Annotated in this window: 20 protein-coding genes; 11 read left to right on the forward strand and 9 right to left on the reverse strand. The window is 67.4% G+C overall.

Going from position 1 to position 20,913, the window contains the following annotated elements; translation table 11 throughout:
- The first annotated feature begins 5 nt into the window (after positions 1–5).
- Entirely contained in the window at positions 6–881 is an 876-nt protein-coding gene (locus GGQ61_RS00545; protein WP_246370408.1) for a ubiquinone biosynthesis protein COQ4, read from the forward strand.
- Positions 882–983: 102 nt separating this feature from the next.
- On the opposite strand, the gene GGQ61_RS00550 is transcribed toward GGQ61_RS00545, so the two are convergent.
- Positions 984–1,166: a DUF4169 family protein gene (locus tag GGQ61_RS00550; protein WP_183769426.1), complete on the reverse strand. Its 183-nt coding sequence runs from the start codon at positions 1,164–1,166 to the stop codon at positions 984–986.
- A 235-nt stretch (positions 1,167–1,401) separates the two neighbouring features.
- Here GGQ61_RS00550 and GGQ61_RS00555 point away from each other — a divergent pair, with 235 nt between their 5' ends.
- The 3 genes from GGQ61_RS00555 (at position 1,402) to GGQ61_RS00565 (ending at position 3,747) form a co-directional block, all read left to right on the forward strand.
- Positions 1,402–3,066: a CHASE domain-containing protein gene (locus tag GGQ61_RS00555; RefSeq protein ID WP_343056050.1), complete on the forward strand. Its 1,665-nt coding sequence runs from the start codon at positions 1,402–1,404 to the stop codon at positions 3,064–3,066.
- 133 nt (positions 3,067–3,199) lie between these two features.
- Positions 3,200–3,430 (forward strand): DUF2171 domain-containing protein, encoded by a 231-nt coding sequence (locus GGQ61_RS00560; protein WP_183769428.1) that lies wholly within the window; start codon positions 3,200–3,202, stop codon positions 3,428–3,430.
- Positions 3,431–3,516: 86 nt separating this feature from the next.
- On the forward strand, positions 3,517–3,747 hold the full coding sequence (locus GGQ61_RS00565; RefSeq protein WP_183769429.1) for a DUF2171 domain-containing protein: 231 nt from the start codon (positions 3,517–3,519) through the stop codon (positions 3,745–3,747).
- A gap of 73 nt (positions 3,748–3,820) precedes the next feature.
- Here GGQ61_RS00565 and GGQ61_RS00570 read toward each other — a convergent pair whose 3' ends face one another.
- Positions 3,821–5,023, reverse strand: a complete 1,203-nt coding sequence (locus tag GGQ61_RS00570; protein WP_183769430.1) for a pyridoxal phosphate-dependent aminotransferase — start codon at positions 5,021–5,023, stop codon at positions 3,821–3,823.
- Between the two features lie 370 nt (positions 5,024–5,393).
- On the opposite strand from GGQ61_RS00570, the gene GGQ61_RS00575 reads away from it, so the two are divergent.
- Entirely contained in the window at positions 5,394–6,461 is a 1,068-nt protein-coding gene (locus tag GGQ61_RS00575) for a linear amide C-N hydrolase (protein WP_183769431.1), read from the forward strand.
- 3 nt (positions 6,462–6,464) lie between these two features.
- On the opposite strand, the gene GGQ61_RS00580 is transcribed toward GGQ61_RS00575, so the two are convergent.
- The 4 genes from GGQ61_RS00580 to GGQ61_RS00595 all read right to left on the reverse strand — a co-directional run bounded on the left by GGQ61_RS00580 (position 6,465) and on the right by GGQ61_RS00595 (position 12,668).
- On the reverse strand, positions 6,465–7,250 hold the full coding sequence (locus GGQ61_RS00580) for a hypothetical protein (RefSeq protein WP_183769432.1): 786 nt from the start codon (positions 7,248–7,250) through the stop codon (positions 6,465–6,467).
- A 71-nt stretch (positions 7,251–7,321) separates the two neighbouring features.
- Positions 7,322–8,935 carry an alkaline phosphatase D family protein gene (locus tag GGQ61_RS00585; RefSeq protein ID WP_183769433.1) on the reverse strand — a complete coding sequence of 538 codons (1,614 nt, stop codon included), beginning with the start codon at positions 8,933–8,935 and terminating at the stop codon, positions 7,322–7,324.
- Between the two features lie 91 nt (positions 8,936–9,026).
- A complete protein-coding gene (locus GGQ61_RS00590) occupies positions 9,027–11,261 on the reverse strand; it encodes a TonB-dependent receptor (RefSeq protein ID WP_183769434.1) in 2,235 nt (744 codons plus the stop codon).
- Positions 11,262–11,390: 129 nt separating this feature from the next.
- On the reverse strand, positions 11,391–12,668 hold the full coding sequence (locus GGQ61_RS00595; protein WP_183769435.1) for a TetR family transcriptional regulator: 1,278 nt from the start codon (positions 12,666–12,668) through the stop codon (positions 11,391–11,393).
- Positions 12,669–12,781: 113 nt separating this feature from the next.
- Here GGQ61_RS00595 and GGQ61_RS00600 point away from each other — a divergent pair, with 113 nt between their 5' ends.
- Complete coding sequence (locus GGQ61_RS00600) at positions 12,782–13,228, forward strand: VOC family protein (RefSeq protein WP_183769436.1); 447 nt, start codon at positions 12,782–12,784, stop codon at positions 13,226–13,228.
- On the opposite strand, the gene GGQ61_RS00605 is transcribed toward GGQ61_RS00600, so the two are convergent.
- On the reverse strand, positions 13,225–13,647 hold the full coding sequence (locus tag GGQ61_RS00605) for a secondary thiamine-phosphate synthase enzyme YjbQ (protein WP_183769437.1): 423 nt from the start codon (positions 13,645–13,647) through the stop codon (positions 13,225–13,227). The two genes, GGQ61_RS00600 and GGQ61_RS00605, sit on opposite strands and share 4 nt — an antisense overlap.
- 77 nt (positions 13,648–13,724) lie before the next feature.
- Here GGQ61_RS00605 and GGQ61_RS00610 point away from each other — a divergent pair, with 77 nt between their 5' ends.
- The 5 genes from GGQ61_RS00610 to modA all read left to right on the forward strand — a co-directional run bounded on the left by GGQ61_RS00610 (position 13,725) and on the right by modA (position 18,815).
- On the forward strand, positions 13,725–14,453 hold the full coding sequence (locus tag GGQ61_RS00610; RefSeq protein WP_183769438.1) for a TVP38/TMEM64 family protein: 729 nt from the start codon (positions 13,725–13,727) through the stop codon (positions 14,451–14,453).
- A complete protein-coding gene (locus GGQ61_RS00615) occupies positions 14,453–15,070 on the forward strand; it encodes a glutathione S-transferase family protein (protein ID WP_183769439.1) in 618 nt (205 codons plus the stop codon). Before GGQ61_RS00610 ends, GGQ61_RS00615 begins: the two co-directional genes overlap by 1 nt.
- A gap of 248 nt (positions 15,071–15,318) precedes the next feature.
- On the forward strand, positions 15,319–16,896 hold the full coding sequence (locus GGQ61_RS00620) for a 2-isopropylmalate synthase (protein WP_183769440.1): 1,578 nt from the start codon (positions 15,319–15,321) through the stop codon (positions 16,894–16,896).
- Between the two features lie 136 nt (positions 16,897–17,032).
- Positions 17,033–17,911 (forward strand): EamA family transporter, encoded by an 879-nt coding sequence (locus GGQ61_RS00625; protein WP_183769441.1) that lies wholly within the window; start codon positions 17,033–17,035, stop codon positions 17,909–17,911.
- A gap of 142 nt (positions 17,912–18,053) precedes the next feature.
- Positions 18,054–18,815, forward strand: coding sequence for a molybdate ABC transporter substrate-binding protein (modA, locus tag GGQ61_RS00630; protein ID WP_183769442.1), 762 nt, complete (start codon positions 18,054–18,056; stop codon positions 18,813–18,815).
- Here modA and GGQ61_RS00635 read toward each other — a convergent pair.
- Both GGQ61_RS00635 and GGQ61_RS00640 read right to left on the reverse strand, forming a co-directional pair.
- Entirely contained in the window at positions 18,812–19,165 is a 354-nt protein-coding gene (locus tag GGQ61_RS00635; protein WP_183769443.1) for a hypothetical protein, read from the reverse strand. The genes modA and GGQ61_RS00635 overlap by 4 nt on opposite strands.
- A 33-nt stretch (positions 19,166–19,198) precedes the next feature.
- Entirely contained in the window at positions 19,199–20,725 is a 1,527-nt protein-coding gene (locus tag GGQ61_RS00640) for an ABC-F family ATP-binding cassette domain-containing protein (protein ID WP_183769444.1), read from the reverse strand.
- Between the last annotated feature and the right edge of the window lie 188 nt (positions 20,726–20,913).

Below are 20,913 nucleotides of genomic sequence, written 5' to 3' on the forward strand. Positions count from 1 at the left end.
CCACGTTGCAGCCAAGCATTCCTTTGTCATCTTGCAAAAAGATGACGCATGCGTCATTTTTAATTCAAACGTTGTTCGCATTGAAGGCTGCTTCCCCCATGGCCATGACCGCCGACGCTCTCGACGCCCCGATGCATCGCCAGGCCGCGCCTGCAAATACGCGGCTACCCAAACCGCGCCTGCAGTGGGGCGCTGCGCTGAAGGCGCTGCAGCGACTGCTGAACGACAAGGAAGATACCGGCCAGGTGTTCGAGATCATGCGTGCGCTGAACGGCGCCTCGACCGCCAACTGCTATCAGCGCCTGCTGACCACCACCCAGGGTGGCCGCATCGCTTATCAGCGGGAGGAATTCGCCGACCGTCTGATGGACGAAGCCTGGCTCGACTCTCTGCCGGCGGGCAGCGTCGGCGCGGCCTATCGCGAGTTCATCCGCTCCGAACAACTATCGGCCGAAGGCCTCGCCGAAGTCAGTCGCATTCAGGGTAACGAGATCGATATCGCGCACCCATACGCCTGGATGGGGCGTCGCACACGCGACGTGCATGACATCTGGCACATCCTCTCGGGCTACCACCGTGACGGCCTGGGCGAGGCCTGCCTCGTGGCGTTTTCCTATGCGCAGACCAAAGGCCTGGGCTGGGCGCTGATCGCGCTCGGCGCGGCCTCGCGCTCGCGCCGCGCGGACTATCCATACGTCAAGGCGATCTGGCAGGGTTACAAGCGCGGCAAGGCCGCCGCCTGGCTGCTCGGCGAGGACTATGAGCGCCTGATGGCCGAGCCTTTGGAAACGGCGCGCAAGCGCCTCGGCATCACCCCGCCGACGATCTACGACTCCATCCCGGCGGAAGCCCGCGACGCGGCGGTTCCGGCCCGGATGTAAGCGGTCCCGCGCGCCGATCCGGGGGGACGGTGCGCAGGCGGCGCTGTGCACAGCGCCGGGCGGGTGGGGGAGTGTCGAGCCTTCCCCACCCACGCCCTCGGCCTATTCGGGCTTGTCGAGCTTCGCCCCGTCGAGGGCTTGCTCAGCCTTCTTGGTCTCGGCCTTCGCAACATCCTTGGCGTTCTTGGTGCGGCCGAACCGGACGCGGTTTTCCTGCGCCTGATCCCGCTCGCGTTCGCGCTCGCGCGCCTTTCGAGCCTTGTTCAGGTTCACGACGTTGCTCATGCGTCCTCCGGGCCGCTGGCGTTCGAAACACCGCCGGCCTGCCGGCCGGCGCTCCCGCAGATACGCTCTTCGCGCCCTGCTGTCAGGCGGCCGCCGCCGAGGGCCCCGACGCCGCTCTCGTTGCCCAAGATAACCGCGTTCTTTCCCGGAGGCTTATTCGGAGCTAAGGCGTTGATGTCGGCTAGGATCGGATGACGCCGTGGCGGCCAGTTTTCGCGAGAGATTGTTGGAACGAGTGCGGGAATGGCCGGCCCTGACCTGGCCCGCCATCGTGGCGGCGGTCGGGTTGGCCGCCACCCTGTCCGGCACCTACATGATGGAGCAGGGGAGGCAGGCGCGCGAAAGTCTGCGCTTCGACGCCATCGTCGACCAAGCCAATGAAGCGGTCGCCAATCGCCTCGACACCTATATGGCGGTGCTGCGGGCTGGGGCTGGGCTGTTCGCCGCCAGCACAGACGTCAGCGCCGGTGAATTCCGCGCCTTCGCCCAGCGGGTGGAATTGACGCGGCGATATCCCGGCATCCAGGGCATCGGCTACACCAAGCGCGCACCGGCCGGCGGCGAGCGGGAACTCATCAGCTACATGCGCGCCGAGGGCGTGCCGGACGCACCGCTTCGGCCGCCGGGCTACGGCGAGTTCTATGCGATCCTGTATCTGGAGCCCCTCGACTTCGTGAACCGGCGCGCGCTCGGCTTCAACATGTACGCGTTTCCCGTGCGGCGCGAGGCGATGGACCGGGCGCGCGACACCGGCCTTCCGGCGCTCTCAGGCAAGGTGGAGGTGATCGAGGAGGTCGAAGCCAAACGTCAGGCGGGCTTCCTGATCTACGAGCCCGTCTATCGGGGTGGGAATGTTCCCGACACTGTCGCAGAGCGCCGCGAGCGCCTGGAAGGGTTCGTCTACGCCCCGTTTCAGGCCGGAGACTTGCTCGGCAGCGTGCTGCCCGCGGCGAAGGGCGTTGGTCTCGACTACGCGGTCTACGACGGCTCGCCTTCGGTCAGCACTTTGCTCAGCCAGTCGCCGGACGCGGCCGCGCAACGCGGCGGCCTGGTCGCCACGCGCACGCTGGACATCGCCGGTCGGACCTGGACGATCATCTATCGCGCTCGCGCAGACTACGATCATGGCGCCGACAGATGGGTTTCGCTCGCGTTCATCGTCGGCGGCCTGCTGGCGACCACCCTGGTCAGCCTGGCGACGTGGCGGCAGGTAAAGGCCCGCTTGGCCGCCGAGCGCGAGATCGTGGCCCGCATCGCCGCCGAGGCTCGCCAGAAGCTGTTGCTCGACGAACTGAACCACCGCGTCAAGAACACCCTGGCGACCGTCCAGTCGATCGCCGCCCAGAGCCTTCGGCACGGAGCCGACGTGGGTAGCGTTCGCAAAAGCTTTGAGGCGCGGCTGATCGCGCTCTCCCAAGCCCACAACCTGCTGACGCGCGACAACTGGACCGGCGTCAGCCTGGCCGAACTGATCGAGAGCGAACTCAGTCCATATGGCGGCGATCACGGCGAACGGCTGATCGTCACCGGCCAGGCTGTCTGGCTGCCGCCGAACACCGCCGTCGCTCTAGGCATGGCCTTCCACGAACTTGCCACGAACGCGGTGAAGTACGGCGCGCTCGCCAACGAGGACGGGCGCGTGCAGGTGACCTGGACGCTGGCGCCGGGCGCCGGTCCCCGGCAGATCCGGATCGTGTGGCGAGAGATCGGCGGACCGCCGGTGTCGCCCCCCGACCGCCGGGGGTTCGGCACCCGCGTCATCGTCGGCGGCTTGGCTCATCAGCTCGACGGAGTGGTCGATCTCGACTTCGCGCACGAAGGCGTCGTCTGCACCATCGTCTTCACTCTGCCGGCCGCCGGTGTTGAGGAAGACATTCTTGATCTGGGCTCGGCAGCGTAGAATTTGAAGGTAATTCGACTATTAGTGGAGATATTTCAAAATGTTGGGTCATTTTCCGTGAAACGCGAAGCTGGCTGAAACCCTCCAAAGGTCCCGGCCGTTCTGGGGCGGACGACATCGGCGGAGACGCGAGATGGTTGCGGACATCCATTTCGACATGGAAATTATCGGCTCGGACGGCGGCCATCTCGGACGCGTCCGCCACGTGGCCGGCGACGACATCGAATTGGCAGACATGGACGGCCGCGGCGCCGGTTACAGGCGTCTGATTCCGCTTAGCTGGGTGCATGACATCAATGGCGACCAGATCCGGCTGAACCTGAACGGGCAAGCGGCGAAGGCGGCTTGGCGCGACGTTCACTAGCGGCTTTATCTCCGGCCAAGCTGAAACCGCCTCGAGGCGTGTTCGTTCTTCTGCGACCCCGAAACACCGAAGATCAGGAGAACGCCATGCATCCCGGCATTCGTGAACATATGGAAGTCATCGGCTCGGATGGCGGGCACGTGGGCCGCGTCGACCACGTGATCGGTGACGAAATCGAACTCGCCAAGCTCGACCTTGGCGCCGGCCTCAAGCACCACCTCATCCCGCTCTCCTGGGTGGACGACGTGGTGGACGAAAAAGTCAGGCTGAACCTGACCAAGGACGCCGCCAAGGCCGCTTGGCGCGAAAAGCACTAATGCGACGACAAACGGCCCGGATCGTTCCGGGCCGTTTTTCGTTAGTGGTTCAGACGCTCGAGCGTCAGGTCCATCAGGCCACGTTGGCGCAGAAGCGCTGGATGCGGGTGCAGGCGTCTTCCAGCACCTCGTTGGAGGTGGCGTAGCTGATGCGGAAGAACGGCGAGAGACCGAAGGCCGCGCCGAACACCACCGAGACGCCTTCCTGTTCCAGCAGTTCGACGGCGAAGTCCTGATCGTTCTCGATGACCTTGCCGGACGGGCTCTTCTTCCCCAGCAGTTTTTCAACCGACGGATAGACGTAGAAGGCGCCTTCCGGGGTCGGGCAAACGATGCCGTTGGCCTGGTTCAGCATCGAAACCACCAGGTCGCGGCGGGCCTCGAACAGCTTGGCGTTCGGCTTGATGAATTCCTGAGTGCCGTTCAGCGCCTCGACCGCCGCCCATTGCGAGATCGAGGCCGGGTTCGAGGTCGTCTGGCTCATCACCTTGGCCATCGCCTTGATCAGCGCTTCCGGGCCGGCCGCATAGCCGATCCGCCAGCCGGTCATGGCGTAGGCCTTGCTGACCCCGTTCATGGTCAGGGTGCGGTCGTAGAGCGCCGGCTCGACCTGGGCGATGGTCCAGAACTGGAAGTCGCCGAACACCAGGTGCTCGTACATGTCGTCGGTCAGGATCCAGACGTGCGGATGGCGCAGCAGCACGTCGGCGATGCCGCGCAGCTCTTCCTTGGTGTAGGCCGCGCCGGACGGGTTCGACGGCGAGTTCAGGAACACCCACTTGGTCTTCGGGGTGATCGCCGCTTCCAGGTCGGCGGGCTGCAGCTTGAAGCCCGTCGCGTCCGAGGTGGCCACGGCCTTGGGCGTGCCGCCGGCGAGCAGCACAATATCCCAGTAGCTGACCCAGTACGGGGTCGGGATGATCACCTCGTCGCCGGGATTCAGCGTCGAGATCATCGCGTTCCAGATCACCGGCTTGCCGCCCGGCGAAACGTTCACCTGGCTGGTCTTGTAGGTGAGGCCGTTCTCGCGCTTGAACTTGGCGACGATGGCTTCCTTCAGTTCCGGAATGCCGTCGACGTTGGTGTACTTGGTCTTGCCCTCGCGGATCGCCTTGATGGCGGCTTCCTTAATGTTGTCGGGCGTGTCGAAATCGGGTTCGCCGGCCGCCAGGGAGATCACGTTCCGGCCGAGCGCTTTCAGTTCCCGGGCTTTCGCGTCCGCCGCCAGTGTGGCGGACGGCTTAACGCGGGCGAGCGCGGCGGATTCGAGCGACATGGCGGGCAGACTCCCGGAGACAGGTTGAATGGAACGCGCGCGGTTTAACCGAAGGCCGGGCAAAGGCAAAGCGGACAAGCGGGCTCCACCGCCGATTCCCCATCCCCAGGCCTCCATCGACTATGACTGCCGGCAGGCCTCTAGGAGGGGCTGACCGCCCCCACCAAGGTCCATCTGCTGCTCGAAGTACTAAGCCGCTACGCCAACTCTGGATCGTGACGCTCGAAGGCGGCCGCTGGGGCGTAACGCAACGCTCATACTGAACCGCGGCCTTGCGCGAACGCGGGTGTCCGGCCAAGACTTGCAATTGCAGGGCGTGGGATATCGCATTGCGAGGCGCGGCGGGGGCGGGCCTGGCTGGAGAACGGCTGTGCTCAATTCTGTGCTGTCTATTCTGCCGGGCCTATTGGCGGCCCTGGCGTTGGTGCTCGTCCCGGCGGCGGCCAACGCCTGCACCCGCGTGGTCTATCTCGGCGCGAACAACGACGTGATCACCGCCCGGTCGATGGACTGGAAGGTCGACGTCCAGACCAATCTCTACGTCTTTCCGCGTGGCATGAGCCATGACGGCCAGGCAGGGCCCAATTCGATCAAGTGGACCTCGAAGTACGGCAGCGTGATCGCGACCGGCTACGACATCTCCACCACCGACGGCATGAACGAGGCCGGACTGATGGCCAATGTCCTCTGGCTGGTGGAGTCCGAGTATCCGGCGTTCGGCAAGGGCTCCAAGCCCGGCCTGACCATCGCCGCCTGGGCCCAGTACGTGCTCGACAACTTCGCCACCGTCGCCGAGGCGGTGGCCGCGCTGGAGAAGGAGCCGTTCACCATCGTCACCGACTCGGTCCCGGGCGAGCAGCGCCTGGCGACCCTGCACCTGTCGATGTCGGACGCCAGCGGCGACAGCGCCATCGTCGAGTACATCGGCGGCAAGCAGGTCATCCATCACGGGCGCCAGTACCAGGTGATGACCAACTCCCCGACCTTCGACGAGCAGTTGGCTCTCAACGCCTACTGGAAGGAGATCGGCGGCACGGTGATGCTGCCCGGGACCAATCGATCGGCGGACCGGTTCGCCCGCGCCTCTTTCTACGTGAACGCCATCCCCAAGAGCGAGGACCCGGTCGAGGCGCTGGCCAGCATGTTCGGGGTGATCCGCAACGCCTCGGTGCCGTTCGGCATCACCACCCCGGACCAGCCGAACATCTCCTCGACCCGCTGGCGCACCGTCGCCGACCACAAGCGCAAGCTCTACTTCTTCGAGTCGGCTCTGACGCCGAACACCTTCTGGGTCGACCTGAACAAGCTCGATTTCTCGCCGCAGACCGGCAAGGTGAAGCGGCTCGATCTCGGCAAGGACCAGCGCAACGTCTTTGCGGGCGAGGTCTCGGCCCAGTTCAAGGAAGCCCCGCCGTTCAAGTTCCTGGGCCTGCAGTAGGGTCTAGAAGCCCATGCTCAGGCCCAGCACCGGCCCCTGCTGGGTGACGTCCCAGCGGAAGGTCTGGCCGGTGAAGTCGTCCATCTCGTAGGACTGGTACAGCACCCGGTAGCCGGCCCGCAGCATGGCGGGTCGGCTCAGCAGGTGCGTACGATAGCCGATGAAGGCTTGGGCGTTGACGCTGCGCTTGTCGTCGATGTCGAAGCCGCCGACATCGGCCTGGCCAGACAGGTTCCAGCGGTCGTTGAGGTCGAGGCTGGAGCGGACGCCGACGAACGGCTCGGTCCAGTCGGCCTTCTTCGAGGTCGAGAAGCCCAGCACGTCGACGTCGGCTTTCAGCTTGGTCCAGCGCACGCCGACCATCGGCTCGACGACGAAGCGCCGCGGCTCGCCGGTCACCATGTCGCCGCCCTGCGGAGAGTCGTAGATGCGATAGAACACCCCGGCCATGGCGTTGACCTTGGTGATGCCCAGGCCCAGCTGCTGAGCGAGCAATTCCTGCTCCTGGCTGCTCTTCACGTACTGGCCGTCGAGATAGAGCCCCCAGCGGCCCCGCATGATCTCGACCTCGGCCAGGGCGGCCAGGTCCAGGTTCTCCATGGCATCGGAAAACGGCACGTCGATATGGGTGCGCAGGCCGGCGAGCTCCGCCTTGCCGTCCAGCGAGCTGGCCCAGATGTAGGGGCTGACCGTGACGCTCCAGTCGTCCGCCGCCTGCGACGAGGTCGCCGCCGTCGCGGCCAGCAGGAAAAGGGCGCCCGCGCCCACGGTCGTCAGTCGTCGCATCATCGCAGCTGTCCCGCCCTCCGCGCCAGGCGCGCTAGCGACGAACGTTCCGGCCACGCTTGTCGTTCCCGCCGTTACACCTTCTGGTCGAAGCGCCAGGGTTGACCGGCGACGGCCGTGGCCCGTCGAGCGACGCGGACGCCCGCATCGGGGCCGCGCGGATCGACCACCGAGACGAACTCCGTCTCGACGGTCTCGCGGGTCAGGCGCAGGGCGATGAAGCCGATCGCCCGGTGGTCGCACCAGGCGATGTCGCGGTTTTTCGCCGCCAAGCGCTCGCCCAGCGGCGCGTCGTTCATGGCCAGCACTGCGCCCAGCGACGGGCCGGTGATCGTGGTCGCCGCCACCTCCAGGGCGACCTGGCCCTGGGCGTCGTGCAACTCGTTGGCGAAGGCCATGTGGCTGTCGCCCGACAGCACCACCGTATTGGCCCCAGTCCGGCGCAGGATGTCGTAGAGCCGCTGGCGCTCGGCGCCGTAGCCGCTCCAGGCGTCGAGGTTCAGCAGCGGGATCTGCAGCCGCGTCATCTCGAAGAAGCCCCTGAGCTGGCCGCTGGCCGGCGCGAAGTCCGACATGTCCGGATAGTCGTAGTCGCCCATGATCGTCGCGCTGCCCAGCAGCACCCAGGGACGTCCGGCGGCGACCGACCCCTCCACCTCTCGCGCCAGCCAGTCGAGTTGCTGGGCGCCGAGCATTTCCCGCTCGGGCGCGGCGATCTTGCGGCGGAAGCCTTCGATGTCGGGAACCTTCGCCCCGTCCGGTCCGGTGGTGAAGTCGAGGTCGCGCTGCACGCTTAGCTGCTGGTCGCGCGCTTTCAGCCGGGTTTCTGGAACAATCAGGGTGGCCAGGTCGCCGAACGCTGCCGCCCGTTGGATCGCGTAGGGATCGTTCGGCTCAGGATCGCGGATCGGCATCCACTCGTAATAGGCGCGCACCGCCGCGGTCTTGCGGATCTCCCAATCGCCCTGTCGCTCGGCCGCGTGGCCTTGCGCGCCGCCGGTCCAGTCGTCGTTGGCGATCTCGTGGTCGTCCCAGGTGCAGATCCACGGTGCGCGGGCGTGGGCGGCCTGCAGGTCGGGGTCGATCCGGGCCTGGGCGAAGCGGCGGCGGTAGTCGCTGAGCGTCAGGGTGTCGTGCGGCGGATCTGCGGGACGCAGCGTCGCCATGCCCGGATAGTTCGACGCCCCGTATTCATAGATGTAGTCGCCGACGAACAGCACCGCGTCGAGCTTCGGGCGCTCGGCGATGGCGCGGTAACCGTGGAAGCGGCCCATCGTGTACATGGCGCAACAGGCGACCACGAGGTTCAGGTCGTCCAGCCGCCCGATGGCCAGCGTCCGCGTGCGTCCGACCGGCGAGGCGGCTCCGGCCGCTTCGAACTGGTACCAGTAGTCGGTTCCAGGCTGCAGGCCGGCCAGCTCGACCTTGATCGTGAAGTCGCGCTCGGCCCGGGCCGTGAACTCGCCCTGGGCGGCGACGTCGCGCATCTGCGGGTCGCGCGCCACCCGCCAGCGTCCGCTCGCCTCGCCGACGCCGGTCAGTCGCGTCCACAGCAGCACGCTTGTGGCCGCCGGCTCGCCGCTGGCGACGCCGTGCTGGAAGGGGGCGGGCGCGGCGCTCGCCGGCCCAGCGCTGGCCGCGCTCAACGCCAGTCCGGTTCCGATCAAGGTTCGGCGGTCGAGGGCCATGCATGTGCTCCGAATGCAAAGATGCCCGCCGGGCGCGTCCTGCCCGGCGGGCCAGTGCTGGGGCCCGAGTGGGGCGCGGGCCCCGGGGGGATCAGTAGCGCCAGCTCATCCGCACGCCGTAGGTGCGCGGCGGATGCGGGCTGGCGGTGGCCGCCGAGATGAAGGCGTTGCGGGTTTCTTCGAAGTAGCTGTCGAGGGCATTGTTCACCCACAGCCCGATCGAATAGCGCCCGTCGATCGGCCGCGCGGTCAGGTTGGCGTTGACCAGCCAGTAGTCGCCGATCACCGAGTTCGACGTCGTGCTGAACAGCGAGCTTCGGTAGTTGTAGTTGGTCTCGGCCTCGAACTGCCAAGGACCGACGTCCATCACATAGCTGATCGCGCCCTTGTAGTCGGCCCGCGGGAAGGGCAGGCGCTCGCCTGATCGGTCGCTGTAGATGATGGTGTTGTACTGGCCGGTGACCGGATCGCGCGCGGCTTCCGTCGCCGCCGAGTTCACGAAGTAGAACTCATCGTACTCGCCGTACTTGTAGCCCAGCGACTGGTTGATGGTCAGGCGCTCGGTCGGCCGCCAGGTCAGCTCCAGCTCGCCGCCCCAGATGTGCGACTTCGGGATGTTGATCATCCGCCCGACCCGGCCGGTCTGGGTGTAGAGGATCCCCTGCAGCTGCTGGTCGCGGTAGTCGTAGTAGAAGGCCGACAGGTTGACCCGCAGCTTGCGGTCGAAGAACTCCGACTTCACCCCGGCCTCGTAGGCGTAAAGCGTCTCAGGCGTGAACGGCTCGAGCTGCTGGGGCATGCCGCTGTTGTAGGTGGTGAAGCCGCCGGACTTCACGCCGCGGGCGGCGCTGGCGAACAGTAGGATGTCGTCGCTGGCCTTGTACTCCAGGCCGACCTTGCCGGACCACTCGCCCATCGACTGCTCGGCGTTGGTCGAGGCCAGGCGGCTCGGGACCGGGGCCAGGACCTGGGTCAGGAAGTCCTTCAGCTCGCGTGTCTCGTCCTCGTAGCGCAGGCCGGCCGACACCGTCAGCCGCTCGGTCAGGTCATAGTCGATATTGCCGAACACGCCGGTGGTCTGGACCTCCTGCGTGTAGCTGGTGCTCATCCAGTTGCGCAGGGTCGAGGCTTCCGAGAAGTCCGAATAGAACCCGCCGTCCACCGTCTCGGTGGAGTGGTAGAGGCCGGCCAGCCAGCGGAAGGCGCCCTCGGCCGGCGAGACCAGGCGCACTTCCTGGGACAGGGTCTCGATGTCGTTGAAGAAGAAGGTGCCGGCCTCGTTCGAGGCGGTGGCGTCCCAGTCGTTGAACTCGCGCCGCTCCAGGGTCTCGTAGGCGGCCACGGCGGTCAGGGCGGCCCAACCGAAGTCGTGGCGCAGGCGGATATTGGCGCCCCAGCCCTCGTTGTCGCGGAACGGCTTGGCGTTCGGCGACACCCCGATCAGGTTGGCGAAGTACGGGCTGATGCCCCAGCCGGTGATCCGGCGCTCGGTGTCGATCGGATAGAGCCGGCCGATCGGCGCATAGTTGTGCGACTGGAACGGGCGGGTGACCAGGCGCAGGCCCAGGCCGTCCGATTGATCACGGTTGTACCGCAGCGAGCCGTCGATCTGTGTGGCTTCGGTCGGCTGCCAGTCCAGGCGCAGGCGCACCGCCCAGCGATCCTTGTCGCCGAGCTCTTCCAGCGTGTCGCGGTGGTATTGCCAGGCGCCGCCCTGGTCGACGGTGGCGGCTAGGCGCGCCGACAGCGTGTCGGTCAGCGGCCCGGAGACGAAGCCGTCGGCGTGGACGGCGTTGTAGCGGCCATAGGAAGCGTTGATGCCGGCGTCGAACTGCTTGGTCGGGGCGTTGGTGATCACGCTGACCGCGCCGCCGGTGGTGTTGCGGCCGTAGAGGATGCCCTGCGGCCCACGCAGCACCTCGATGCGGGCGACGTCGAACAGCGCGCCCTGGGTCATCGAGCCGTAGGGATAGGCGACCTCGTCGATATAGACCCCGACGGTCGAGGTGTTGTTGGCGGCGTAGTCGGTCATGCCGACGCCGCGGATGCGGAACTGCGGCTGGCCGCCGCCCAGCTGGCTGGTCACCTCCAGGTTCGGCACGCTGTTTTCGAGATCGTTGACCGTCTCGATGTTGCGGCGCTCCAGTTCGTCGCCGCTGATCACGGTGAGCGCCGTGGCCACCTTCTGCTCGGATTCCGCCCGGCGGCGGGCGGTGACGATCAGTTCGTCGACCTGGGCCGCGTCATCGGCCACGGCCGGCATGGCGGCCGCGCTGGCGCCGGTCAGCAGAACAGCGGCCAGCGCCGCTTTGGACTTGATTTTCATGGATATCCCCGCCCCGAACTGGGTCACGCGAAAAAGCAGTCGTTCGATGCGGCGTGGCTATAGATGCGGCCTGTAATGCTTTGATGACGCGCGGCGTTATGTGGAGTAAAAAAACGCTTGTTCGTTTTCTCAGGCGCGAGGCGCGATAGCCAGCGCCGCGGACTGCAGCTGCATCCTCGGGTTTTCGGTGGGAGCCTGCTCGATAGCGTTCAACAGCGCGCGGCCCTTGATCCAGATGGCGAAATGCGCGGCGCTCATCCGGGTCAGCGCGAACTGCGGCGGCCAGATCGCCTCGCGCCGGGCGAATGTTCCGCCGCCTTCCGGCCCGCGCAGCAGAGCCGCCAGATCCTGGAAGGCCGGATCGCGCCGCGCCAGCAGGCAGATCTGGGCGATCAGCCGGGCGTACTTCTCGTAGAAGCCGGCGTCGGCGGGCGCGCCTGCCGGGGCGGGCTCCAGCGTCGCCGCCATCAGCTCCGACCACGCCGCGAGGTCGGCCGGCCGGCTGCGGTCGAGCGGTCGGCGCCAGTCGAGATAGGCGGGAATTTCGCGGAACACGCTGTGCCAGATGGCCTGGGCCAGGAAGCTGCGCATGTCGCCGAAGTGGTAGAGGATGGTCGAGGTCGACGCCTTGGCGAGTTGGGCGACCGAGCGGTTGGTCACCGCCCCGACGCCGCCCTCCATGATCAGGTCGGCGGCGATGTCGAGCAGCCGCAGCTTCATCGACCCGGCTTCCAGGCCCGGCGGCTGCGGCGGGACGAGGCCGGCCTCGATCCAGTCGAGCACCGGCGTCGCCGGCGGCGGCGTGTCCAGAGCACGAGCCATCAGTCCATCCAGCGACTCATCGAGCAGCAGCTCGTAGTCGGCACGTCCGATCAGGGCGCTCGCGTAGAGCCCCTCCATGGCCAGGTAGGGCGCCAGCACCGGCGCAAGCCGCGCGAAGGCCGGCGCCCGGTCGAGCAACTCGGTCCAGGCCCTCGCCTGCAACTGCCTCCAGGCCTGAAGCTGCGGCCCGGCGGCGAGGCAGGCCTCGCGGTCGGTCAGGTACTCTTCCCACACGCGTACGAAGCGCGCCTGCGGCGCGGCCCTGCGGGTGATGTAGCCGGCCGCCAGGGCGCGCAGGGTCGTGCGGTCGAGCGGCGCGCCGTCCGTCTGCGCCAGGAAGCGCGCATGGAACGCTGCGTCGGCCCCCAGCCCGGCCTCGGCGACCGCAGCCAGCAGACCGGCCTTGGTCTGGAAGAGGTTGACGATGACCGTCGTGCTCTTGCCGATGCTCTGAGCGAGGTCGCGGATTGAGAGCGCCGCCAGCCCCTGATCGGCGATGATCCCCATGGCCGCCGCTATGGCCTGGACGCGCAGCGCGTCCCGTCCGTCGCCGCCATCGGGCCGAATGTCCGCCGCGTCCGCCATCTGGCCCCTTGATGGCCTGAGCAGGCTCCGCCGTCGAGAGGCGACGAAACGAGCCGTTCGGCGTTCTCGTCAGGGCGCGGCCATCGCCGGCCGCCCTCCGAGGAGACGCCGCCATGAAGATCGTCACCAGCCTCAGCTTCCAAGGCCAATGCCGGGCCGCCTTCGACTTCTACGCCAAGGTTCTGGGCGGCAAGGTCACCGCCGCCTTTCCCTACGGCGAAGGGCCGCCCGACATGCCTATGGACCCCAAGTACAAGGACTGGCTGATGCACTGTTGGCTGGAAGCCGGCGACCAGGCGCTGATGGGCGCCGACATGGCCCCCGAGTTCGCGCCGAACATCGACAAGCCGAAGAACGGCTTCGACGTCGCCTTCCACAGCGAGGACGCGGCCGAGGCGCGCCGGGTGTTCGACGCCCTGTCGGCCGGCGGCAAGGTGACCATGCCGTTCGAGGCGACCTTCTGGTCGCCAGGCTACGGCAGCCTCACCGACCAGTTCGGCATCCCCTGGATGGTGAACACCATTCCCGGCCCGGACTGGAAGCCAGCCGCCGGCGGCTAGGCCTCGCCGAGCAGGTGCAGCGCCACCTCGCGCCGGTGCGGGCGTCGGCGGTGCTCGAACAGGTAGACGCCCTGCCAGGTCCCTAGCGCCGGGACTCCGTCGATGACTGGGATGGAGAGCTGCACCCCGGTCAGAACGGCGCGGATATGGGCTGGCATGTCGTCGGGGCCTTCGTCGTCGTGCGCGTAACGGCCGGGCGCCTCGGGGGCGATCGCCTCGAAGTAGGCCTCCAGGTCTTTGCGCACCTCGCGCGCCGCGTTCTCCTGGATCAGCAGCGAGGCCGAGGTGTGGCGGCAGAAGACCGTCAGCAGTCCGGTCTTCACGCCTTGCCGCTCGGTCCAGCGCCGGACCTCCGCGCTGATTTCGTGCAAGCCGCGCCCGCGGGTCTGGATGCTTAGAATGTCGACCGCCTGGAGCATGACGCCAGCCTAGCGGGCGCTCGCGGCGGCTGCGAGCGCTCCTTGACCGCGCGGCGCGAACAGGCGACGGGAGAGCGATGCGCCGCATCATCCGCTTCCTTACCGAAATGGACGCCAAGGCCTGGCGCACGCTGGCCGTGTCCTTCGTGCTGTTCGGCGGCGTCGGCGTGGTCTTCCTGTTCGGCGCGCAGGTTCTGGGCTTCGACGGCGAGGCGACGGTCGAGCGCTGGCTTGGCTTGGCCTCGGACGGTCCCTGGGCGCTGCCGGTGGCGGTCGCAGCCTTCGCGATCCTCGCCTTCGTCGGGGTGCCGCAGTTCGTGCTGATCGCCGCTGCGGTGGTCGCCTTCGGCGCCTGGACCGGCTTCGCCTACAGCTGGATCGGCACCATGGTCTCGGCCCTGGTCGGGTTCTATCTGGGGCGGACGGCGGGCGCGCGCAGCCTGCAGCTGCTGTCGAGCCAGGGCGTGCAGCGGTTCATGGACCTGGTCGGCCGCAACGGCTTCCTGGCCAGCCTGATCGTGCGCCTGGTGCCCTCGGCCCCGTTCATCGTCGTCAACATGGCGGCCGGCGTCACGCCGATGCGGATGCGCGACTTCGCGTTCGGCACGGCGATCGGCATCGTGCCGAAGATCGTGCTCACCGCCTTCGCCGGCAATTCCATCGTCCAGGTGCTGAAGGGGGAGGGCGGCGCCCACTTGCTGTGGCTGGCCCTGATCATCGCCGCCTGGATCGCCATCGGCTGGTTCGCCCGCAACTGGCTGAAGTCGCGCGAGGATGCGATCAGCGGCCCGATGAAGGACGACTGATGCTCAGACTCTTCTATTCGACCGGCTCCTGCGCGCTCGCCTCGCACATAGCCCTGGAGGAGGCCGGCGCGGAGTACGAGGCGATCCGCATGGATCTGCGCGCCGGCGACCAGCACAAGCCCGAGTTCCTGGACCTCAACCCCAAGGGCCGGGTGCCGGCTCTCGTCACGAACCTGGGCGTTCTGACCGAAAACGTGTCGATACTGGCCTTCATCGCCCAGTCGTTTCCTGACGCTCGGCTGGCCCCTATCGATCCGTTCGGCTTCGGCCAGGTGCAGGCGTTCAACGCCTATCTCGCCTCGACCGTGCACGTCGCCCACGCCCACGGCCCGCGCGCCTCGCGCTGGGCCGACGATCCCGCCGCCCAGGCCGCCATGCGCGAGAAGGTCGCCGACAACATGGCCACCTGCTTCCAGCTGATCGAGGACGAGATGTTCGCCGGCCCCTGGGTGATGGGCGAGCAGTACACGATCTGCGACCCCTATCTGTTCACCATCGCCAGCTGGCTGGACGACGACGGCGTCGACCCTTCGCAGTTCCCGAAGATCAGCGAGCACATGGTCAAGATGATAGCCCGCCCGGCCGTCTGGAAGGCGCTGGCGATGGAAAACGCCTGAGCGCCCAGGGGAAGGTTATTGCGCGCATCCGCCTCAGGCGTTGATTTTACGCAATAGTCTTGCGGCTCGGTCCCCGTTTGGGTACACACGGCGCCATGCGCACGCAGCCGAACAGCCTGCTTCTTCTTGACCTGGGGCTTAGCCGCCCCTGGGCGACCCTTTAGGCTGCGCGACTTCGCGGCTGGGCGCTCAGGGGACACATCACCCATCGCCCGCCCCAACAGAATACCCGCGAAGAGAGTTCGCAAATGACCAACGTTTCCGACGCCCCCGCCCGCGATTCTCGTGATCGCGTGATCGTCTTTGACACCACCATGCGTGACGGCGAGCAGTCGCCCGGCGCCTCGATGTCGCTGGACGAAAAGCTGGAGCTGTCGAAAATCCTTGAGGACATGCGCGTCGACGTGATCGAGGCCGGCTTCCCGATCGCCTCCAACGGCGACTTCGAAGCGGTCCGCGAGATCTCGAAGATCGTCACCGAGAGCACCATCTGCGGCCTGGCCCGTGCCGGCATGGTCGACATTGAGCGCTGCGCCGAGGCCATCCGTCCGGCCAAGCGCGGCCGGATCCACACCTTCCTGTCGACCAGCCCCAGCCACCGTGATCACATCCTGAAGGCCAGCCAGGAAGACATCCTGGAGATGATCACAAAGTCGGTCGGCCACGCCCGCAACCTGTGCGGCGACGTCGAATGGTCGGCTCAGGACGCCACCCGCACCGAGCAGGAGTTCCTGCGCCGCTGCGTTGAGGCCGCGATCAAGGCCGGCGCCAAGACCATCAACATCCCCGACACGGTCGGCTACACCTATCCCTCTGAATACGCGGATATTTTCCGCGACCTGATCGAGAACGTGCCGGGCGCGGACACCGTCGTTTTCTCGACTCACTGCCACAACGACTTGGGCCTGGCCGTCGCCAACAGTCTGGCCGGGGTGCAGGGCGGGGCCCGTCAGGTCGAAGTCGCGATCAACGGCATCGGCGAGCGCGCGGGCAACGCGGCGCTGGAAGAAGTCGTCATGGCCCTGAAGGTCCGCGGCGACGCCCTGCCGTTCCACACCGGCATCGAGACCCAGCACATCACCCGCGCCAGCCGCTACGTCTCGGCGATCACCGGCTTCCCGGTGCAGTTCAACAAGGCGATCGTCGGCAAGAACGCCTTCGCCCACGAGAGCGGCATCCACCAGGACGGGATGCTGAAGGACCGCGGCACCTACGAGATCATGAGCCCTGAAACCGTCGGGCAGGGCGCTTCCAACCTGGTGATGGGCAAGCACGCCGGCCGCGCCGGCTTCCGCGAGAAGCTGAAGGAGCTGGGCTACGAGCTGGGCCAGAACGCCCTGAACGAGGCCTTCCAGCGCTTCAAGGATCTGGCCGACAAGAAGAAGCACGTCTTCGACGACGACATCATCGCCCTGGTCGACGACGCCCTGGCCTCGGGCGCCGACCGCATCCAGGTCAAGCACCTGCGCGTGATCGCCGGCACCGACGGCCCGCAGGAAGCCACCCTGACCGTGACGGTCGACGGCGAGGAGCGCACCGCGACCGCCACCGGCGATGGTCCGGTCGATGCGGTGTTCAACGCGATTCACGAGGTGGTGTCGCACACCGCGATCCTGCGCCTGTTCCAGGTGCATGCTGTGACCGAGGGCACCGACGCCCAGGCCCAGGTTTCGGTCCGTCTGGAAGAGGACGGCCGCATCGCGACCGGCCAGGCCGCCGACACCGATACCCTGACCGCCTCGGCCAAGGCCTATGTCAACGCGCTCAACAACCTCTTCGCCCGCAAGGAAAAGAGCGCGCCGGACGCGATCGCTTCGGGCTTCTAGCTCAGTGTGTCATCCCGGTTTCCGCGCGGCGGAAGACCGGGACCCATCAACACCGATTTCTCGGGAAGGACCTGTGCGAACGGGGACCGACAAGCTTAGTCGCTTGTCGGATGCTGTGGCGTGCGGGCATTGAGCCATGCTCTGGATTGTACTGACGGCGGCCGCTGCGCCGCTGCAGGTCGCGCGCAACGCCTTGCAGCGCGGCCTGGTCGGCGACGCCGGCCCCTGGGGGGCGACCCTCGTGCGCTTCCTGTTCGGCCTGCCGTTCGCCCTTATCATCTTCGCGGTGGTCGCCATGGCCACGCCCGACGCCGATCCACGGTTCTCGTGGCGGTTCGCCGCGGCGGTAAGCGCCGGCGCAGCGGGGCAGGTGGCGGCGACGGCCGCGCTGCTGGTCGCCATGCGTCGCTCAGGGTTTGCTGTGGCGACCTTCATGCAGCAATCGTCCCTGCCGCTGGCGGCGCTGATGGGCGTTCTCGTCGGCGACCATCTCAGCGCCCCGGCCTGGATCGGCGTGGCGGCCACGACCGCGGGCCTGGCGGTGCTCTCCTGGCCGAAGGCGGGCGCTGAGAAGGGCGCGGCGCAGGGCGCGCTGTTCGGCCTGGCCTCGGGCCTGGCCTTTGGCGTGACGCTGAACGCCTACCGTCAGGCCGGCGTCGCGCTCGATTCCGCCCACCCGCTGTTCGCGGCCACGGCCTCGGTCTGCGTCGCCCAGACCCTACAGTCGCTCGGCTTGCTGATCTTCCTGGGGACCACCCGCCCGCAGGCGTTGCGCGCTGTGTTCGCCTCCTGGCGCCAGTCGCTGGGCGCAGGCTTCTTTGGGGCGGCCGCGTCGGCCTGCTGGTTCGCGGCCCTAGCCATGGCGCCGGCCGGCGCTGTGCGGGCCGTCGGCGTGATCGAGGCGCCGATCGCCGCGGCGGCGGGGCGTCGGCTGTTCAAGGAAATGCTCTCCGCCCGCCAGATGCTGGGCGGCGGGGCCACGGCCATCGGGGTTGTGATGACCGCCCTAGGCTGAGCTCGGCCGTAACCTGGCTTGGTTCCGCTCATCGAGTTGCGTTATGCGGAGCGGCCTCCATCCCCGGGACAATCGTTCATCCGCCTCGCCAACGCCACGCCCGCCGCCGCGGGCGAGCACAAGCACTAGGAGCCCGCGCCTCATGAAGCTCATCCGTTGGGCCGCCGGCCTGCTGGCCGCCGCCCTCATGGCCGGAGCGGCCCACGCCGCGCCGGTCACCGTCTTCGCCGCCGCTTCGCTGAAGAACGCCCTCGACGAGGTCGGGGCCGAATACGAAAAGGCCGGCGGCGCAGCGCGCTTCTCCTACGCCGCCTCCTCGGCGATCGCCCGCCAGATCGAGCAGGGCGCGCCCGCCGATGTCTATGTCTCGGCCGACAGCCACTGGATGAACTATCTGGCCGAGCGCAAGCTGATCATCGCCGCCACCCGCCGCGACCTGCTGACCAATCGCCTCGCCCTGATCGCGCCGGCCGACTCCAAGGTCGCGCTGAAGGTCGGCAAGGGCATGCCGCTCGCCAAGACCTTGGGACCGGGGCGCCTGGCTGTGGCCGGCCCCGACGTGCCGGCCGGAAAGTACGCCCGCGCCTCGCTGACCGCCCTGGGGGTCTGGGACGGCGTCTCGGGCAAGCTGGTCCAGGCCGAGAACGTCCGCGCCGCCCTGCAGTTCGTGGCCCGCGGCGAGGCTCCGCTGGGGATCGTCTACGACACCGACGCCAAGGTGGAACCCAAGGTCCGCATCGTCGGCCTGTTCCCCGACGGCACGCACCCGAAGATCGTCTATCCGGCCGCGGTGGTGGCCAGCTCCAAGAACGCCGACGCGGCCAAGTTCCTTGCCTTCATGAGCACGCCCGAGGCCGCGGCGGTGTTCCGCAAGTACGGCTTCACGGTCCTGCCGGGACGCTAGCGGGCCTTGCGGCGGGCCAGCCACATCGGGAAGAGGGCGGCGACCACGCCGGCCACATTGGAGATCAGGTCCTTCCACTGGAAGGTGCCCGACACCACGCCGAGGATCTGGGTCGCCTCCAGCCCGGCGCCCAGCGCCAGGTAGAAGCCGCCGATCTTCCATGGCTTGATCTTCGGAAGCGCCAGAATCGACAGCACGGTCAGCAGGTAGCCGTAGATGATGTGCATCACTGCATCGGCCGGCGGCGCCCACTTCTTGGCGTTGTAGTTCGGGTCCAGCGCGCCGACGACGCAAACGGCCAGCACGACGAGCAGGGCGCCGCGACCGGCCCAGGTGATCACATTCTGCATGCCCTCTGACTTAAGGCGTTTCGCGCCCTGCGCCTATTGGGCGGCGAAAAAGGCCTCGGGGCCGTCAACCTCGACCAAACGCCCCTTGCGGATCTCCAGGAAGCGGTTGGCGGCGCTGCGGGTGAAGTAGCGGTCGTGCGACACGAAGAGACAGGCGGTCTCGGCGCCCTCCAGTTGCGCCTCCAGTTCCTCCTGGCCCTCGATGTCCAGGTGGTTGGTCGGCTCGTCCAGCAGGTAGAGGTTGGGACGGGCCAGCTTCATGCGCAGGAAGACCAGCCGCGCCCGCTCGCCGTGGCTGAGGTCGCCGATCGGTCCCTTGATCCGCACATAGGGAAAGCCGGCCTTGGCCAGCAGGGCGTTGGCGTCGCGGTCGCTCGCGCCCTCGGCTGAGGCGACATAGTCCAGCAGGCTGGTCCTCAGCGGCAGGTCGGCCATCTTCTGATCGAAGTAGACCAGCCGGCTCTGGGGGTTGAAGCTGATCGGCGCCTGGCCGTCATAGTGCTCCAGCTCTGGATCGAAGGCGCGGGCCAGGGCCGACAGAAGCATCGACTTGCCGGCGCCGTTGACGCCCAGCAGCGCAATGCGGTCGCCGCGCGCCACGCTCAGCCGCTCGATCGAGAACAGCTTGCGACTGCCGTCCGGCGTGGTCACTGCATAGTCGCGGATGCGCAATGCGACCTTGGCGTCCATGTCGCCGTCGTGCAGCTCCAGCCGCCGCTCGCGGGCCGCATAGGCGCTCGTGCGGTCGGCTTCGATACGCTCGATGCGCTTTTCGGTGGCTTTGGCGCGCTTGTCGAACTTGTCGTTTTTCACGCCCCAGACGCGATAGCGGGCCGCAACCTTCTGCAGGCGCTCGATCTCCTTGCCTTCCAGCTGGCGACGCACGGCGTCGGCGGCGTCGCGTTGCAGCAGCGCCTCGCGGGCCTCGACGAACGGAGTCTTGAAGCTGTGGGCCCCGTCCGAGCGCAGGAACAGGGTGCGCGTGGTCATACGCTGCAGGAACTCGCGGTCGTGGCTGACGATCAGCATCGGCAGCCGCTGATCCTGTTCGAGCCAGGTCTCCAGCGTATTGATGTTTGACAGGTCCAGGTGATTGGTCGGCTCGTCGAGGATCAGCAGGTCAGGCTCGGCCAGCCGCGCCGCCGCCGCGATCAGCAGCAGACGCTGCCAGCCGCCGCTCAGCGATCCGAACGCCTGCTGCGCGGTTTCGTAGCTGACGCCGATCTCGTCCAGCAGGACGTCGATCTTCCAGTCTTCTGACCCGTCGCTCGTAGGCAGGGCGGCCTCCAGCACCTCGCGGACGCTCTTGCCGGCCAGCCCTGGGGGCGTCTCCTGGGGCACATATCCGATCTTCAGACCGCGCGAGCGGACGATCTGGCCGTCCATTAACTCCAGTTCGCCCAGCAAGCATTTGAGCAAGGTGGATTTTCCGGCGCCGTTCTCTCCAACCAGCGCGGTGCGCGCGTCGTCGAGCTGGAAGCTCACGCCCTCGAAGACCTTGTTGGACCCGTAAAAGAAGCCGGCGCCTTCGACGCCCAGGACCGCCTGGCGAGATGACATCTTCGTGCACACGAGGTTCGGCCGACGCGGCCGCTAGACCAACTTCCTTTGTATGCCTGGGATTGCTGCTTAGCTGTAGCGCGGGAGAAACAGTCCACCGTTCGTCCACAGCGGAGTCGTCAATGTCGCCGACTCGACGGAACCATGTGGGACGCTGACTGATTTGAGGCCCCAGATGCACGGTAGCG

This window comes from Phenylobacterium haematophilum, assembly GCF_014196295.1.
GTDB classification, from domain to species: domain Bacteria; phylum Pseudomonadota; class Alphaproteobacteria; order Caulobacterales; family Caulobacteraceae; genus Phenylobacterium; species Phenylobacterium haematophilum.

What these genes read in the sequence shown, in the direction of transcription:
- GGQ61_RS00635 (WP_183769443.1), bottom strand. Translation starts at nt 19,165, where the DNA reads ATGCAGAATGTGATCACCTGGGCCGGTCGCGGCGCCCTGCTCGTCGTG.
- GGQ61_RS00640 (WP_183769444.1), bottom strand. Translation starts at nt 20,725, where the DNA reads ATGTCATCTCGCCAGGCGGTCCTGGGCGTCGAAGGCGCCGGCTTCTTT.
- GGQ61_RS00550 (WP_183769426.1), bottom strand. Translation starts at nt 1,166, where the DNA reads ATGAGCAACGTCGTGAACCTGAACAAGGCTCGAAAGGCGCGCGAGCGC.
- GGQ61_RS00590 (WP_183769434.1), bottom strand. Translation starts at nt 11,261, where the DNA reads ATGAAAATCAAGTCCAAAGCGGCGCTGGCCGCTGTTCTGCTGACCGGC.
- GGQ61_RS00600 (WP_183769436.1), top strand. Translation starts at nt 12,782, where the DNA reads ATGAAGATCGTCACCAGCCTCAGCTTCCAAGGCCAATGCCGGGCCGCC.
- GGQ61_RS00625 (WP_183769441.1), top strand. Translation starts at nt 17,033, where the DNA reads ATGCTCTGGATTGTACTGACGGCGGCCGCTGCGCCGCTGCAGGTCGCG.
- GGQ61_RS00560 (WP_183769428.1), top strand. Translation starts at nt 3,200, where the DNA reads ATGGTTGCGGACATCCATTTCGACATGGAAATTATCGGCTCGGACGGC.
- modA (WP_183769442.1), top strand. Translation starts at nt 18,054, where the DNA reads ATGAAGCTCATCCGTTGGGCCGCCGGCCTGCTGGCCGCCGCCCTCATG.
- GGQ61_RS00570 (WP_183769430.1), bottom strand. Translation starts at nt 5,023, where the DNA reads ATGTCGCTCGAATCCGCCGCGCTCGCCCGCGTTAAGCCGTCCGCCACA.
- GGQ61_RS00595 (WP_183769435.1), bottom strand. Translation starts at nt 12,668, where the DNA reads ATGGCGGACGCGGCGGACATTCGGCCCGATGGCGGCGACGGACGGGAC.
- GGQ61_RS00620 (WP_183769440.1), top strand. Translation starts at nt 15,319, where the DNA reads ATGACCAACGTTTCCGACGCCCCCGCCCGCGATTCTCGTGATCGCGTG.
- GGQ61_RS00580 (WP_183769432.1), bottom strand. Translation starts at nt 7,250, where the DNA reads ATGATGCGACGACTGACGACCGTGGGCGCGGGCGCCCTTTTCCTGCTG.
- GGQ61_RS00605 (WP_183769437.1), bottom strand. Translation starts at nt 13,647, where the DNA reads ATGCTCCAGGCGGTCGACATTCTAAGCATCCAGACCCGCGGGCGCGGC.
- GGQ61_RS00615 (WP_183769439.1), top strand. Translation starts at nt 14,453, where the DNA reads ATGCTCAGACTCTTCTATTCGACCGGCTCCTGCGCGCTCGCCTCGCAC.
- GGQ61_RS00610 (WP_183769438.1), top strand. Translation starts at nt 13,725, where the DNA reads ATGCGCCGCATCATCCGCTTCCTTACCGAAATGGACGCCAAGGCCTGG.
- GGQ61_RS00585 (WP_183769433.1), bottom strand. Translation starts at nt 8,935, where the DNA reads ATGGCCCTCGACCGCCGAACCTTGATCGGAACCGGACTGGCGTTGAGC.
- GGQ61_RS00565 (WP_183769429.1), top strand. Translation starts at nt 3,517, where the DNA reads ATGCATCCCGGCATTCGTGAACATATGGAAGTCATCGGCTCGGATGGC.